Genomic DNA, 14,778 nt, shown 5'->3' with positions numbered 1-14,778 from the left:
TGTTAGTTTGAAGATAGGGCGTAAATTAACAGTCTACGCCGCTTTGTTGGTCAAAAAAATTATACAATAAAGCGCGCAAGCGATATGATCGTCCCGGATTAAGTAAAGACTAAAGACTCTTTGGTAGTATTAAGTTGTCATAGTAATTGTTATTTATGACATAAAGGTGAATTGCGTTAATGAAGAAATTGTTTGGCTTAGTATGTTGTTTAACTGCATCCACTGCGTTTGCGCAGGCTGATGTTAAACAACCTCAATTAATTAAAAAGTCGACAATACATGCCAGTATCACTGTGGGTTACGGGGGCATTGAAAACCCGGTACTTGATGCAGACGATGTCACTTCGCCAATTCTGCCAAGCTTTGCTTATTACGGTGATAACTGGTATTTCGATGATTTCTCTGTTGGCTACAGCCTCTATGAAACAGAGAACTTCTACGTTGATTTACTTGGGCGCTTTAATGATGATGGTTTTTTCTTTGAGCTGGATGGGGTAGATAAACTCTATGCCACCGGTGTTGTTCGTTCGAGCTCTGGGCGACCTACATTACCTACCGCATCACCGATTAACCTAACGCCTATAGAGCGTGACCTTTCTTACATGGCGGGGCTGTCATCGGCAGTAAACGTGTATGATAATATCTGGTTAAGTGCTGCGTATGTCCATGATGTAACCAATGTTCATAATGGTTATGAAATCTTGCTAAACGGCTATCAAGTATTTGAACTGTTTTCTGGTACTGCTGGCATTGAGGCGGGTATTAATTATAAAAATGAAGAGCTGATCGATTATTACTACACGGTTAATCCATCAGAAAGCAAAACGCGTTTACTAAGCTACAATTTAGAAAGTGCCACGAACTTCTACTTAAAAGTAAGTTACGAATATCCTATTAGCGACAGTTTCAGCCTTGACTTCAAACTTAAGCACACATGGCTTGATAGTAACTTAGCTAACTCACATATGATCAATAAAAACGGTTATTTCTCAGGTTTTACGGGAATTACTTACCACTTTTAGGCCAACTAATGGTGATCTCTGCACCGCCTGTTTGCGAACTGTTAGCCAAGCTAATTTTACCGCCATGCCAACTGGCAATACGATACACAATATAAAGTCCTAATCCATAACCACTCGCTAGTTTATCTCCTTCACCTTGTTTAAAAGGCTCAATTAACGCATCCGCATTAATTGGTAAGCCAGGTCCATCGTCTGTAATGCTTATACTGTAATAGCCCGCTTGTTCTGTGCTACTTATATGGATAGAGTGTTTTGCGTATTTTGTGGCGTTGATCAGTAAGTTTTGTACCGCGATTGCCATAAAGCTTGCTTCGCAATAGGCTGTGTCTACTTCAAGCGCAGGAATGAATTTGAGTTCTTTGTATAAATCAAATTTAGCAATTTCTGTGTTGATCAGTTTAGCTAAGTTAACTTTCTCCTGATTAAACACACTTTGTTGGTGCTCTAAGCGAGCGAACGATAAGTACTGCTCTAGACGTAATTCAATCTCATCGATATCGCGTTCTATTTGGCTACTTTCTTGAGATTCCAAATCGGCAATCGACAAAGCAAATCGCATACGGGTAAGGGGAGTGCGAATTTCATGAGAAATAATACGCGATAAGTCATTATGTAGCTGAACAAACTTATTGATGCGCTCAGACATATGAGTGAAGGTGCTGGCTAATGGCGCAATAGATGAATTTGGTTTTATATCAAGCTCTATGCGTTGCGGTTTTTTACTAAAGCGATGAGCTGCGCGTTGTAATAAGCTCAAATCGCGAAATACTGGGCGAATGAATAATAAGATCATCGAACCAAGTAAAAAGTAAAAGGCAAAAAAAGCAAGCCAGTCAGTTTTGGCTTGCGAAATCAAAGAAATGGGGCCAACTTTTTGGATGCTGCCGTTATTGCCTTTGAGGTATATATACTGCTGATTGTTTTCGGTGACGCTGATAATGCCATCTTTATCGAATTTAGCTTGTAATGAATCAGGTAAAACAAGCTCGTTTTGGTTAAAGGAGCTGATCCTCGTTTCTTTTTGCTCAGCTATTTGAGCAAGTTCAGCAACACTTATTTGCACACTCGGTATGTGCTCAGAAAAAAACTGATTATAAAGCTGGCCAAAAGCTAAAACTAAGGCAATTAAGCTTACCGTGATAATTAAGTACAGCTTAAAAAATTGTTGCTTCATATTTTTGAAATATCCAAGCTGTATCCTTTACCTCGTACAGACTTGATATCTAGCGTTTCTTTTTGCTCGCTAATGGTTTCTTTAAGCTTTTTACGTAAACGGCTAATTTTTAAATCAATCGCTCGGTCAAGTCCGTCATACTCACGGCCAATAACATGCTTGAATAATACCTCACGAGAAACCGGTTCAGGGGTGTTTTTCGCAAGGTAGGCAATGATCTCAAATTCACTTTCATTGAGATTCAATGCTGTGTTATGAAAATAGATATCGCGTTTTTTACTATCGATACGCAAAATATCAATTTGGTGCGAAAAGTTATCTTGGCCAACAGTGTGGGCGATAATCGTTTTAACTTTGGCGAGTAACAGTTCAGGCTTAATGGGTTTTACAAGGTAGTCGTAAGCACCTAGGTTTAAGCCCTTAATTTGTGATTGCACAGAATCCAGTGCCGTTAGAAAAATAACAGGGCAACTGTACTTTTCTTTCAATTGAGAAATTAGCTCAAAGCCATTGCCATCCGGTAGCATCACATCACAGATGATCAGTGAAGGCATGAAGGTGATTTCACTGCTACGGTACGCCTCGGCAGTATTAAATACATCTATGGTATAGCCATGCTTTAACAAAAACGTTTGTATTAAGCTTGCTAATTTCACATCATCTTCAATTAAAAAAATATGCTGCATTATAAACTCCAGCCAAAGCGCCGTTTTATTCGGTAATCTTTAGCTTCATAGCTTGCTATTGACAGTAGTTGTTGCTTAACAACTTGATTGCTCAATGGATCAATTAATTTCACTGTAAGCGGATGCTCAGTCTTAACCGTTAATTTCTCGATAATTAAACCACCTTGTTTGTAACACTGCGTATACTGAGGACGCTGAGTTATTTCTAAACAAAGTTCTTTAAAGGGAGCAACACGAAAATGAATCTGTATATTAAACTCACAGGCTTTTTGTTTTGCATCTGTCACACACACGGTGGGTGAGACTTTAAAAAAGGTTGCTCGGGACTGTCATCGCTTAAACAAAGCGACGAAAAGCAAAGACAAAAAAACAGTAATAGCCAACTAAATCGGTTTATCATTTAACCAAGTCTCTGTTTTTTAGAAGTCTTTTCTTCAAAGTAACAATAACCATCGAAAGCTGATGTAACCTGCCCAACTCACTTTGAGTACTCATTTTTTTGCCGTTTATTATAATTATTATTTATGCAGCCTATGAGTGGCGATTACACGATAAAAAAGCGTGTCTATCATACCTCATTTATCGTTATAGCTACAAATAGGTGCTATGCAAAGCCAGTAATTTCAACCTATTGGCGTATTTTCTTTATATTCTAAAGTTAGCTTGTTGTTTTAAAAGGGAAACTGAATTTATATTTAGTTTTAGCTAATAGTTTTTCACTAAATTTAGTTGGGCCTTAGTCTTTACTATTCTGCGTTATTTGTTAATTGTTTCGTACAAATTGATACAATTTAAATTTAGCCTATCAAAACCACTATTTTAGCTCATGCATTTAAACATATGCTGAGCGCGTGATTAATAATTAACAGATTCGACCTCTATTTTCATTTTATCTGGTAGTATAGTCAGGTTATAAGTAGTTTAAGCAGTGAACAATTATGTTAAGTCCTTATTATCAGCAACATGCTGATTACGTTTCTATCTCACGTGAGCAAGGCTGTCGTTTTGCCAAGTTAGTGGCTGATGATTTCAATCCTTTACATGATAAAGATGCCAAAAAGTTTTGTGTGCCGGGCGATTTACTTTTTTCGCTGGTTTTAAACCGCTATGGCATCAGTGAAAAAATGGAATTCACGTTTGCAGGCATGGTTGATGAAAATTCAAAGCTGACTTTCCCTGAAGGGGCTGATGAGTTTGCGATCACCGATGGCGAAAAAGTCATGCTAAAAGTGAAACGAGAAGGGGCTATTAGCCAATGTCCTGAGTTAACAAATAGCTTAATCAAAAACTATGTTGAGTTCTCTGGCACGACTTTCCCGCACGTGATTATTCCATTGATGGGGAAGCAGGATGTGATGATCAACCCAGCCCGCCCAATGGTGATTTACGAATCAATGCTGATTAACCTTGATCGCCTTGATATCAGCGCACCTGAATTACAATTTGCTGAGCCTGATTTTGAGTTTACTGGCAAACGCGGCAAAATCACGCTTCGCTTCAACCTGTTAGAAAATGGCGAAAAAGTAGGGTCGGGTGAAAAACACATGCTTGTGTCTGGCATTCGTGATTATTGCCAAGCAACAGTTGATGACCTAATTAGTTTTTATAATCAACGTAAAGAATCACTTAAACCAGCGTAATCTTTACAATTGCTACAAAGGGCGCTCATTGCGCCTTTTTTGTTGCTGATGTTCCGCGTACAATAGCGCTTTTATAGCCAAATGTACTTCAGACTATGTCAGTAGCGACCTTTTCAGAATTAAATCTTGACCCTGCATTGCTAACAGCCTTGCAAGAAGAGAATTATCACACCCCCACAGCAATTCAAGCGCAAACAATCCCACTTATTTTAGCGGGTGCAGATGTAATGGGCAGTGCACAGACGGGAACGGGCAAAACCGCCGCGTTTGTTTTACCACTACTGCATAATTTGTTATCTGCTGAAGTACTCCCTGATGCCGTTAAAGTCCTAATTTTAACGCCGACCCGTGAGCTCGCTCAGCAAGTATTTGCAAGTGTAGAGCGTTATGCAGCGCATACTGAAATAAAAGCAGCACTGGCTTATGGCGGTGCTAGTATTGGCCCACAAATTAAAGCCATAAAAGGGGCGCAGATTGTAGTGGCAACACCAGGGCGTTTACTTGATCATGTGATCAAAGGCAGTATTAAACTTTCCAGCATTAACGCCTTGGTATTCGATGAAGCTGATCGCATGCTTGATATGGGCTTTATTGACGAAATTAAACGCATCTTGCGCCATGTGCCAAAAGAGCGCCAAACTTTACTTTTTTCAGCCACATTTGACGACAGCATCTTTAAACTCAGTAAGCAGTTATTAAATGATCCTAAATTAGTTGAAGTGAATAAACGCAACTCAGCAGCGGTTGAAGTTGAGCAGCTAGTATATGCGGTTGATGAAGACCGTAAACGCGAGCTGGTATCACACATGATTGGCATGAAAAATTGGCAGCAAGTACTGATATTCACTCGTACTAAACAAACCGCCGATGTGCTTGCTAAAGAAATGTGTAAAGACGGCTTAAAAACCGAATCTATTCATGGCGATAAAAGCCAAGGTGCGCGTGATAAAGCACTGCAAAATTTTAAATCAGGTGCGACAAGAGTACTGGTTGCGACAGATGTTGCTGCCCGAGGTCTTGATATTGCCTCACTCAAGTATGTGATTAACTATGAGTTGCCTTATGTGGCTGAGGACTACGTACACCGTATTGGTCGAACAGGGCGTGCTGGCGAGAAAGGGATGGCGATGTCGCTGGTTAGCATCGATGAGCAGTGGCTATTGGACGAAATAGATATCTTACTCGACACAAGGCTCACGCCGCAGTGGTTACCAGGGTATGAGCCTGATTTAACCAAAGAGCCAAAGCAAGTTCGTAAAAATACGAATAAGGCACGCCGCTCTCGTGATAAAAAACGTATTTTAGGGCAAAAAAGTAGGAGACGTTCCTAAATCTGGCATATATTTATACTATCCTCCGGCTAAAGTTGAGAGTTTAGTATGTTAGAAGAGAATAAATGGACGTTCCGCCGCGCTGATAAACAGTTCTCCTTAGAAAAGTGGCAGAAAACAATTGATCTCATGACCGAGTTGTTTTCTGCTCCCGCAGGCTTCATCGTTCATAAAACAGATGATGTCTATCGTATTATCGTCTCCAGTGAGCAACAAGAAAATCCCTATGATGCCGGGGCTGAATTAAGCGCCGACGATAATATCTTCTGCAAAAAAGTACTGCGTGACATGGCACCGCTTTATGTTGATCACGCCAGTCAAGATAGTCAATGGGATGACAGCCCACTGGTAAAAGATGGTTTTGAGTCTTATCTTGGGGTGCCAATTAGCTGGCCAAGTGGTGATCCGTTTGGCACCTTTTGTGTTATGGATTTTAAACAAACCCATTATCAACAGAGCTTTTTAGAACTAATCGAGCAGCTTCGCGATATGGTTGAAGATGACCTTGCACTGTTAGACAACTTTACGCAGATGCGTGAAATTGCCATGCTCGATTCACTCACTAATATTTATAACCGCCGTGCAATAGATCTGCTTTGCCAACATAAATTAAATATATCGAAACGTCTTGGTTTTGATATTAGTTGTTTATTTATCGATATAAATAGCTTTAAACCACTCAATGATACGTATGGCCATGAAGTGGGCGATCTCGCACTGATTTGTTTAGCTGACACGATGAAAGAATGCCTACGTGAAACCGATATTATCGGCCGCTTAGGGGGTGATGAGTTTATTGCGTTATTGCAAGTTCAGCCCGGTGATTGCGTAGACAGCATCGCTGATAAGCTAAACACCACTTTCCAAGTGAATTTAGAGAAGAGGGGCATTCCTGTCACGAGCTTAAGTATTGGTTCAGGGGTAATAGCTCAGCCAAAAGAAAACTTTGCTGAGCTATTAAAACGAGCAGATGAAGACATGTATGAGAAAAAGCAAGCCTCTAAGGCTGCACGTTAAGCTATTTGCTTCTCAGCTAGGTTTAATTCCATGGTTGCTTTAAGTAAACGATAAAGGTTAATTGACGCATCAATTTCTTCTTTACGATTGGTTAAGCTCTCAATATTTAAACCTAGCGGTACATCTAAATGTGCGCAGCTTTGTAAAATTAAGTCGAGATTCTCACGGCAAATACGCACTGATTCACTCAATGTATTTGCCGAATCTAACATACGGTACTTAGTTGCTTCTGGTACTGAGATACCTAACCATTCCATAAACTCTAAGGTTTTTTCACCACCACAAGGGGTAAACGTTAGAATAATGCGTTTTGGTGTTGTGCCTTGTGCTTTACAGCTACGCGCATAGCTAGTGATCAAATCAATCGTTGCTTGAGCATTGTAAACCGCTTGCGAGATGAAAAACTTACAACCTTGTGCTGTTTTTTCAACTAAACGCTCATGTTCATTGCGTTTGCTGGCATGACGCTCTGCAATAGTAACGCCACCTAAAAATACATCATTGTTCTGTTTTGCCAGCGTTTTATATGCATCAGGTAGGCTTAATTTGATATCGCCATGAGATGATGGACTACCCACTAACACTAAGTTTTTTAGTTCAAAGTCGTTACGTGTTTCGTTTAACCACTCGGTAAACTCTGCTTCTCCACGCTGGGCAACACTTTTATAAGTGATCACATCAAGTTGCGACAAGCTACGTAGTAACTGACTGTATTCACGGGGATCTACCGTTTCTTTAAACGGAAAAGGACGCGGGTTTGCAATACGGCTACTTTCATCTTGAATGTCGTAGATGATTACACCATCGTATTCAATTTCGTGTAAACGACCAAGTAGCTTCTGAGCAATGGTCTCAAGCTGTGCTTTATCAGTACCTGACTTTGGTGGTGTGGTACCAATTAGGTAGACGCCTTGATTGGTGTCTTCAATTTTCTCTTGTAATGATAAAGCCATAATCCTCATTCCAGCTCGTGCTAATGTCTATGACAAATAATATAGCAGCCATTTAGACGTCTAGATAGATTTTTTTCTTGAAAGTTTTTCAATGACTATGAATTTTACTCAAGTTTAAAGCTGAGCGTTTCGCAAAATTGACACACCTGTTTACATAAATTATTGCTCTGACCCTCATATTTTCAGGCGCTTTGATGCATAATCAAGCAGCAATGATTATGAGAAAAATAACTAACAAGGGAACATTATGAAATTTAGATTATTAGCAACCAGTGTTGCTGTAACACTTGCTTTAAGTGGCTGCGCAAGTAACTCACAGTCAACTATGGTTAAAGAAGTCGAAATTGAGCAGCAAGTAAGCCAAGATGATAACCGTGTATTTAGCCAAGATTATCTATTAGAAGAGCTTGAGAATGGCCTTCGCGTGATGGTCGTTAAAACAGATTACCCTGATGTTGTGTCACTGCAAATTCCAGTATCGGTTGGTTCACGTAATGAGGTTGAAGCAGGTAAAACCGGTTTTGCACACTTCTTTGAGCATATGATGTTTAAAGGCTCTGAAAAATTCCCACAAGATGTGTATTCAGATATTTTAAAAAACTCAGGTGTTGATAATCGCGCGTATACGACTAACGATTACACTAACTATCACTTAAACTTCTCAAAAGAGCACTTAGATAAAGTGCTCGAAATTGAAGCTGATATTTTCCAAAACCTGACTTACAGCGAAGAGCAGTTCCGTACTGAAGCGCTGACTGTAAAAGGTGAGTATTTAAAGAATAATGCTAGCCCAATTCGTAAGTTACTTTCTGCGGTTCGTAACGAAGCATTCGAAAAGCATACCTATAAGCACACCACCATGGGCTTTTTCGAAGACATTGAAGCCATGCCTGATCAAATGGCCTATGGTAAAGAGTTTTTCGCTAAATTTTATAAGCCTGAGTATGTATCTTTAGTCATCGTAGGTGATGTTGATCCACAAGAAACCATGGCAATGGTGAAAAAGCATTGGGGTAATTGGAAAAAAGGCGATTACCAAGCAGATATCCCTGTTGAACCAAAGCAACAAGCCGCAAAATATGTACATGAAAAAAATGATGGTTTACCAGGCCACTGGTTGCTTGTGTCATACAAAGGCACTGCATGGGATCCTACTCAAAAAGACCGTGCCGCTCTTGATTTGATCTCACAGCTGTATTTCTCTAACAACTCGGCACTTTATCAAGAGCTTGTTGTTGATAAACAAATTGCCAGCCAAATGTTTACCTATAACCCAGATACTAAAGATCCGGGTTTACTACATGTTTTTGTAAAAGTCGAAAACGAAGCGGACCTTGCGAAAGCCCGTGATGCGATTAACCGTACTTATGCGCAAGCACGTACTGAGTTAGTTGATGCACAAAAGTTAGCGGATTTAAAATCAAACCTAAAATACAGCTTTATTAATGGTCTTGATTCATCGCAGTCAATTGCGTCAACGCTTGCAAGCTACATGCATTTTGAACGCGACCCTGAGGTTATTAACCAACTGTACGCAACTGCTGATAGCATCACGCCAGAAGATATCAAAGCGGTAGCAAACAAATATTTTGTTGATCCGAGCCGTACCACGGTGACAATGTCGGCGCTTGATAAAGTGGCTGGTTTTGAGCAAGAAGTTGATTTAAATGCCTTGGTTGCCAGTATTGAGCAAGCCCCAACAGAGCGTCACTTTAAAGTACTTGATAAAACCAATAGCTCACCACTGGTTGATGTTAACTGGTTATTTAATACCGGCGCAGCGGCTGATCCACATGGTAAAAAAGGTTTAGCAGCACTCACTGCAGCGATGCTAGCGCAAGGTGGCTCAGAAACGATGAGCTACAAAGATATTCAAAAAGCGTTATATCCACTAGCGGGAAGCTTTGGCTATCAAATCGATAAAGAGATGATTTCACTACGCGGCCGTGTACATAAAGACAATGCCGCGCAGTGGTATGCACTTGTTAGCGACCAGTTGTTAAACCCTGGCTTTAGAGAAGATGATTTTAAACGCCTGAAAAAAGAGCTTATTGATAGCATTAAAGCAGGTCTGAAAGCGTCAAATGACGAAGAGTTAGGTAAAGAAGTGCTATATCATCAGCTTTATAAAGGCCATCCGTATGAAAGCTATAACTATGGTGATTTATCAGATCTTGAAGCACTGACACTTGACGATGTAAAAGCGTTTTATGCTAACCAGTTTACTCAATCTAAATTAACAGTGGGTCTAATTGGTGCGATTCCGAGTGATGTTAAATCGACTATGCTAAAAGATTTAACATCGCTTCCGCAAGGTAAAGAAAGCCGCTTAACGATCCCTGATGCGCCAGAACTTAAAGGTCATCATGCAACGATTGTTGAAAAATCAGCGCAATCTACCGCTGTGTCATTTGGTTTCCCAATCGATACAATTCGTAGTAGCGATGACTGGACAGCGCTTTGGTTAGTGCGTTCTTACTTTGGCGAACACCGCAGCTCAAACAGCTTCTTGTATCAGCGTATTCGTCAAACCCGTGGTATGAACTATGGTGACTATGCATACATTGAGTACTTCCCACGCGGTATGTTCCAAACTAAACCTGATGCTAACTTAGGTCGTTCAGAGCAAATTTTCCAAGTGTGGTTACGTCCGCTTCGTTCTAATAACGATGCGCACTTTGCAACGCGTACGGCATTATTTGAACTTGATAAGCTAATTAAAAATGGCATCAGCAAAGAAGATTTTGAAGCGACTCGTAACTTCTTAATTAACTTTGTGCCACAAATGGTTGCAAGCCAAGATCGCCAATTAGGTTATGCGCTTGATAGTGAGTTCTATAACACTGAGAGCTTTGTTGACTATGTGCGCGGCAAGCTTGAAAAGCTAACCCTTGATGATGTTAACCGTGTTATTCGCGATAACCTGCAAACAGAGAATATTCACTATGTGTTTATTACTGGTGACGGCAAAGACATGCAAAAACGTTTAGTTTCAGAGCAAACATCACCTATGGTGTATAATGCTGAAAAACCAGCAGAACTTGTTGCTGAAGACAAAGTGATTGCTGACTATAAACTTGCAATACCAGCGAAAAACATTTCAGTACTTGATGTCGAAAAAGTATTTCAGTAATAACTGGATAAAAAAGCTCTAATCAATGCCCCTAATTAGGGGCATTGTTCTAGGTTTAATGGCTCGATGTTATCAGCAATTACAAGCTGATTTCGGCCAGCTTCTTTTGCTTGATAAAGCGCGTTATCAGCCATTTCAATGAGTAACATGGCATCATCAATGCTACTAGGGTAGATAGTTGCTAAACCAATACTAACCGTTAAGGGATGACCGGCAAGCTCTGGTAGTTGAAGCGTATTTAGCGCTGCCATAAACCGCGTCACGAGTTTTTGTGCTTGATGGCTTTGCGTATTACCGAGTACCAGTACAAATTCTTCACCGCCGTATCTAGCGCACAAGTCACCAGGTCTGCGAGTATAATCTGGTAATAGTTTTGCCACTTCTTTTAAGCAAATATCACCCACCAGATGACCAAAGTTATCGTTAAGAGACTTAAAGTTATCAAGGTCAATCATGGCTAACGACAAGGGGTGTTTTAAACGTGCACAGCGACTCCACTCTTGCTTATAAAAATCATCAAAATGACGTCGGTTAGCTATTAGTGTGAGGCCATCGATACGGGCGAGTTCTTGTACTTGCTGCTCGGCGATTTTACGTTCGGTAATATTTATATGGCTGATGACGATAAAGCGTTTTGATGCATGCTCGAAGGGCACTGCTCGCATTAAAAACCAACGCTTGTCGGTATTGCTATGACATGGATATTCTAGGTAATACTCGGTTAGTTGTTGGTTTATAACCTGACTAATACCAGATAAAGCTTGTGCACCAAACTCATCACCTTGCTGTGCAGCTGATTGACATATTGCGAGGTAGTTTTGCTCTTCCCACTGGGTATTACACTGGCAATTATTTTCATCGCCAAAAGTTTGCCAACTGCGATTCACAAATTGAATATCACCTTTCTCATCAATTACAACAATATGTTTTGAGATCGTATCGAGTATTGATTTTAGAAACTCTTTTGATTCAACCACATTCGTTCCTAGTCACTATCACTTTTTTAAGATTAGCAATAAATGCTGGGTTTTCACCGTGGTTTACATAAAAAACAATTAATAAGGTATTTGTAGGTGCTGATATGAAAAAACTGCCAGCACCTAGCTCAACGCTCAGTTCTGACAGTTATATTTTATTTATATGCTTAGAAATGCTAAAGCATTGCGCCAATTTTAACTGCTAGCGCAAATAGCATGGTTGCTATTACAAAGCCGATAAGTGTAGCGTAGCCGCGTTGTTCTTTGGTCATCTATCACTCCTAAAAAATAACAAATACCGTTGCCATACCAAGGGCAAAACTGACAAACGAAGAAGCCGCTACGATTGCAGCGAGATTTTGCTTACTCACTGCATGTGTTGTGCTTTGTTCTGATACTTCGTCATCGAGCTTAATAAGCTCACCTTGGCGCACTTCAAAAACTGCGCATAGGCCCATGGTGGTTTCTTTTGATGCCGCACCTTCTTTTTCAACTCGTTGAATGGTACGTAGGCTTACATCACAGGCATCGGCTAGTTGCTGCTGCGTCCAATCGAATTTAAGTCTAAGTGCTTTTATTGTATTTGGGTTCAGTTGCATTACTTACTTCCCAAGAAATGGTTCAATAAAAGTAACAACTGCATAACCCGATATTGCCCCACCAATAAAACAGCCTAAGGTAACCAAAGCTACTTGTTTTGGATTATCAGTAAGTGAGGTTTGTGTGCTCTGTTTAACTAATTTGTCAGCTTTATAAAACGAACATTCAAGCTTGCCTGTCAGTATATTTTTCATCTCGAATTTGACTGCATAAGCATTACCTTGGTAGCTAAAGTCATGATGGCTTTTAAAACCGAAGCTGCGTTTTTCACTTACCAATTCGTCGTTTACATATACTTTTTCTTTACCGCTCATGATGTGACCAAAGCAAGCGATTTGGTTGTCACCATCTTGAAAGTAAAATTTATAACCTAGCTTGTGTGAGTTTAGTACGTCGTTTTTCATCATCGTTTCCTTGTTAAGTTGATGATGTAAATTTAATGATTATTTTTGTTTTTTACGCCGTCAGCGATATGTCAGTGCCTATTTTGGCATATGACAGACAAGATGTCATATCTGTCTTGTTATTGAAAAATAAGCACTTTAATTAATTTGCTCGGCTAGAGTCAGAATTTGCTACTGTCATATGCGGTTGGCAAAAAAGCACAGTAAAAAGAGTAAAAATAGGTGTTGTTACTCTGGTTATTAGATATAACCAGAACAAATAAACAACGGGTTAGTACATCTTGCTACAAATCCGTTAAACTTAAGGCTTAGCAGTTAGGTACAACCAGAAAGGCAAAATTATGCGTCATGAAATTTGGCAAAAGCTTCGAGATGAAGCAAACGAAGTCGTTTCCCGTGAACCGCTTTTAGCAAGTCACGTTTATTCGTGTGTGTTAAATCATGAATGCTTAGGTTCGGCGCTGAGCTTTATTGTTGCAAATAAACTTGCAGATGCGGTGGTATCAGCATTTACTATCCGTGAATTATTCGACCAAGCCTTTGTTAAATGCGATCTAATGCTGACGCATGTGGCTCATGACATAAAAGCAGTTAAAGATCGCGACCCTGCGGCCGATAGTTACTTAACTGTTATTTTGAACCTTAAAGGCTTCCATGCAATACAAGCACACCGACTCGCAAATTGTTTATGGCAACAAAACCGAAAAGAGCTTGCTCGCTTCATTCAAAGCAGAACCTCAGAAGTATTTGGCGTTGACATCCATCCTGCTTGTAAAGTTGGTCATGGTATTATGTTTGACCATGCAACTGGGATTGTAATTGGTGAAACAGCGGTTATTGAAGATAACGTATCGATTCTACAATCTGTAACCTTAGGTGGTACAGGTAATGAGCAAGGTGACCGCCATCCAAAAATTCGCGCCGGTGTATTGATTGGTGCGGGTGCAAAAGTACTAGGTAACATCGAAGTGGGAGAGGGGGCACGTATTGGTGCAAACTCTGTCGTGTTAAGTGCGGTTCCAGCACACACAACTGTGGTTGGCGTGCCAGCTAAAGTGGTCGGCAAACCGAGCTGTCCCTGTCCAGCAGAGAGCATGAACCAAAACTTTTTAGATGATGGTACGACTACCGCTAGTAATGCCTCCCACACCAGTGCTATGTTGTAGTTTTACACTTTAAAAGAGCAATGGAATTGTCTAAGTTATCCTTCGGATTAGCTGTTACAGCGTCATTTATTTGTGGCGCTGTCGCTATGTCACTTTTTCAACCTACTCCACAACAGCCACACACTTATCAGCAAGAATTTGTTGAAGAACAAATAGTTCAAGCACCAGAGCAGCAAGTCACTGCCATAGCGCCTGTTATTAATAAACAAGTCGCTGAAGTTAATTCATATAGCTCAGCAGCTGTTAGCAAAAGTGAGCTTGAGCAACAAATAGCAGAGTTAAAGTTACAAGTCGAAAATCAACAAGCGGTGATTGCTAGTTACCGTTCAAGTGCGATACCTCCACAGCAAATCGACTCACACCTGGATGAACTTTATACCTTGTTAGAAGAGCAATCTCGGGATGAGGCTTGGGCCTACCAAGTTGAAACAGCTATGAGTGATTTTTTAATCATGGCCGATTTACCAGTGCAACCACAGCTTAGTGTCTCAACATGCAAAAGCTCTGTGTGTCAGTTTAAGCTATTGCAACCAGAGGATGTTGATGATTTGCCAAGCCATTATTGGCGCAACATGACCGATAAAATGATGGAGCAAACCTGGTGGAAGCAATTTAAATTTACCTCCACCACCTCAAGTGACGATAGTCTAACAATCATTGCAAGCACGGAGTAAT

The 14,778-nt window shown here is 40.3% G+C and carries 13 protein-coding genes and 1 pseudogene; 7 read left to right on the top strand and 7 right to left on the bottom strand.

The window, feature by feature from the left end:
- The first annotated feature begins 179 nt into the window (after positions 1 to 179).
- Positions 180 to 1,022: a MipA/OmpV family protein gene (locus tag J8Z28_RS13800; RefSeq protein WP_062564874.1), complete on the top strand. Its 843-nt coding sequence runs from the start codon at positions 180 to 182 to the stop codon at positions 1,020 to 1,022.
- On the opposite strand, the gene J8Z28_RS13795 is transcribed toward J8Z28_RS13800, so the two are convergent.
- The 3 genes and pseudogenes from J8Z28_RS13795 to J8Z28_RS13785 all read right to left on the bottom strand — a co-directional run.
- The gene (locus J8Z28_RS13795; protein ID WP_062564875.1) at positions 1,006 to 2,196 is read right to left on the bottom strand and encodes an ATP-binding protein; all 1,191 of its coding nucleotides are present in this window, start codon (positions 2,194 to 2,196) and stop codon (positions 1,006 to 1,008) included. The two genes, J8Z28_RS13800 and J8Z28_RS13795, sit on opposite strands and share 17 nt — an antisense overlap.
- Positions 2,193 to 2,882: a response regulator transcription factor gene (locus tag J8Z28_RS13790; RefSeq protein ID WP_054560845.1), complete on the bottom strand. Its 690-nt coding sequence runs from the start codon at positions 2,880 to 2,882 to the stop codon at positions 2,193 to 2,195. The genes J8Z28_RS13795 and J8Z28_RS13790 overlap by 4 nt, the downstream gene beginning before the upstream one ends.
- Positions 2,882 to 3,181: pseudogene (locus J8Z28_RS13785) on the bottom strand (DUF3019 domain-containing protein); the annotation flags it as partial. The gene J8Z28_RS13790 and the pseudogene J8Z28_RS13785, both read right to left, overlap by 1 nt.
- 639 nt (positions 3,182 to 3,820) lie before the next feature.
- Here J8Z28_RS13785 and J8Z28_RS13780 point away from each other — a divergent pair.
- The 3 genes from J8Z28_RS13780 to J8Z28_RS13770 all read left to right on the top strand — a co-directional run bounded on the left by J8Z28_RS13780 (position 3,821) and on the right by J8Z28_RS13770 (position 6,870).
- Positions 3,821 to 4,522 carry a DUF3581 domain-containing protein gene (locus tag J8Z28_RS13780; protein ID WP_062564877.1) on the top strand — a complete coding sequence of 234 codons (702 nt, stop codon included), beginning with the start codon at positions 3,821 to 3,823 and terminating at the stop codon, positions 4,520 to 4,522.
- Between the two features lie 95 nt (positions 4,523 to 4,617).
- A complete protein-coding gene (locus tag J8Z28_RS13775; protein WP_062564878.1) occupies positions 4,618 to 5,853 on the top strand; it encodes a DEAD/DEAH box helicase in 1,236 nt (411 codons plus the stop codon).
- A 48-nt stretch (positions 5,854 to 5,901) separates the two neighbouring features.
- The gene (locus J8Z28_RS13770; RefSeq protein ID WP_062564879.1) at positions 5,902 to 6,870 is read left to right on the top strand and encodes a sensor domain-containing diguanylate cyclase; all 969 of its coding nucleotides are present in this window, start codon (positions 5,902 to 5,904) and stop codon (positions 6,868 to 6,870) included.
- Here J8Z28_RS13770 and J8Z28_RS13765 read toward each other — a convergent pair.
- On the bottom strand, positions 6,867 to 7,823 hold the full coding sequence (locus J8Z28_RS13765) for a methylenetetrahydrofolate reductase (RefSeq protein WP_250659640.1): 957 nt from the start codon (positions 7,821 to 7,823) through the stop codon (positions 6,867 to 6,869). The genes J8Z28_RS13770 and J8Z28_RS13765 overlap by 4 nt on opposite strands.
- A 247-nt stretch (positions 7,824 to 8,070) precedes the next feature.
- Between J8Z28_RS13765 and J8Z28_RS13760 the strand changes: the two genes are divergently transcribed.
- Positions 8,071 to 10,956 (top strand): M16 family metallopeptidase, encoded by a 2,886-nt coding sequence (locus J8Z28_RS13760; RefSeq protein ID WP_062564881.1) that lies wholly within the window; start codon positions 8,071 to 8,073, stop codon positions 10,954 to 10,956.
- Positions 10,957 to 10,991: 35 nt separating this feature from the next.
- On the opposite strand, the gene J8Z28_RS13755 is transcribed toward J8Z28_RS13760, so the two are convergent.
- The 3 genes from J8Z28_RS13755 to J8Z28_RS13745 all read right to left on the bottom strand — a co-directional run bounded on the left by J8Z28_RS13755 (position 10,992) and on the right by J8Z28_RS13745 (position 12,940).
- The gene (locus J8Z28_RS13755) at positions 10,992 to 11,933 is read right to left on the bottom strand and encodes a sensor domain-containing diguanylate cyclase (RefSeq protein ID WP_062564882.1); all 942 of its coding nucleotides are present in this window, start codon (positions 11,931 to 11,933) and stop codon (positions 10,992 to 10,994) included.
- A 281-nt stretch (positions 11,934 to 12,214) separates the two neighbouring features.
- Entirely contained in the window at positions 12,215 to 12,532 is a 318-nt protein-coding gene (locus tag J8Z28_RS13750; protein WP_062564883.1) for a helix-turn-helix transcriptional regulator, read from the bottom strand.
- A 3-nt stretch (positions 12,533 to 12,535) separates the two neighbouring features.
- Positions 12,536 to 12,940, bottom strand: a complete 405-nt coding sequence (locus tag J8Z28_RS13745; RefSeq protein WP_062564884.1) for a hypothetical protein — start codon at positions 12,938 to 12,940, stop codon at positions 12,536 to 12,538.
- Between the two features lie 338 nt (positions 12,941 to 13,278).
- Here J8Z28_RS13745 and cysE point away from each other — a divergent pair, with 338 nt between their 5' ends.
- Both cysE and J8Z28_RS13735 read left to right on the top strand, forming a co-directional pair.
- Positions 13,279 to 14,103 carry a serine O-acetyltransferase gene (gene cysE / locus J8Z28_RS13740; protein ID WP_054560835.1) on the top strand — a complete coding sequence of 275 codons (825 nt, stop codon included), beginning with the start codon at positions 13,279 to 13,281 and terminating at the stop codon, positions 14,101 to 14,103.
- Between the two features lie 86 nt (positions 14,104 to 14,189).
- Entirely contained in the window at positions 14,190 to 14,777 is a 588-nt protein-coding gene (locus J8Z28_RS13735; protein WP_062564885.1) for a hypothetical protein, read from the top strand.
- The last annotated feature ends 1 nt before the right edge of the window (position 14,778 follow it).

Origin of the sequence: Pseudoalteromonas sp. SCSIO 43088, assembly GCF_023650795.1 — a bacterium.
Lineage (GTDB): Bacteria > Pseudomonadota > Gammaproteobacteria > Enterobacterales > Alteromonadaceae > Pseudoalteromonas > Pseudoalteromonas shioyasakiensis.
This window is presented reverse-complemented; position numbering and strand designations above follow the sequence as displayed.

Bases quoted from the DNA above. Each gene is read 5' to 3' on its own strand.
- J8Z28_RS13745 (WP_062564884.1), bottom strand. From the start codon at position 12,940: ATGATGAAAAACGACGTACTAAACTCACACAAGCTAGGTTATAAATTT.
- J8Z28_RS13780 (WP_062564877.1), top strand. From the start codon at position 3,821: ATGTTAAGTCCTTATTATCAGCAACATGCTGATTACGTTTCTATCTCA.
- J8Z28_RS13770 (WP_062564879.1), top strand. From the start codon at position 5,902: ATGTTAGAAGAGAATAAATGGACGTTCCGCCGCGCTGATAAACAGTTC.
- J8Z28_RS13775 (WP_062564878.1), top strand. From the start codon at position 4,618: ATGTCAGTAGCGACCTTTTCAGAATTAAATCTTGACCCTGCATTGCTA.
- J8Z28_RS13795 (WP_062564875.1), bottom strand. From the start codon at position 2,196: ATGAAGCAACAATTTTTTAAGCTGTACTTAATTATCACGGTAAGCTTA.
- J8Z28_RS13790 (WP_054560845.1), bottom strand. From the start codon at position 2,882: ATGCAGCATATTTTTTTAATTGAAGATGATGTGAAATTAGCAAGCTTA.
- J8Z28_RS13800 (WP_062564874.1), top strand. From the start codon at position 180: ATGAAGAAATTGTTTGGCTTAGTATGTTGTTTAACTGCATCCACTGCG.
- J8Z28_RS13760 (WP_062564881.1), top strand. From the start codon at position 8,071: ATGAAATTTAGATTATTAGCAACCAGTGTTGCTGTAACACTTGCTTTA.
- J8Z28_RS13735 (WP_062564885.1), top strand. From the start codon at position 14,190: ATGTCACTTTTTCAACCTACTCCACAACAGCCACACACTTATCAGCAA.
- cysE (WP_054560835.1), top strand. From the start codon at position 13,279: ATGCGTCATGAAATTTGGCAAAAGCTTCGAGATGAAGCAAACGAAGTC.
- J8Z28_RS13765 (WP_250659640.1), bottom strand. From the start codon at position 7,823: ATGGCTTTATCATTACAAGAGAAAATTGAAGACACCAATCAAGGCGTC.
- J8Z28_RS13750 (WP_062564883.1), bottom strand. From the start codon at position 12,532: ATGCAACTGAACCCAAATACAATAAAAGCACTTAGACTTAAATTCGAT.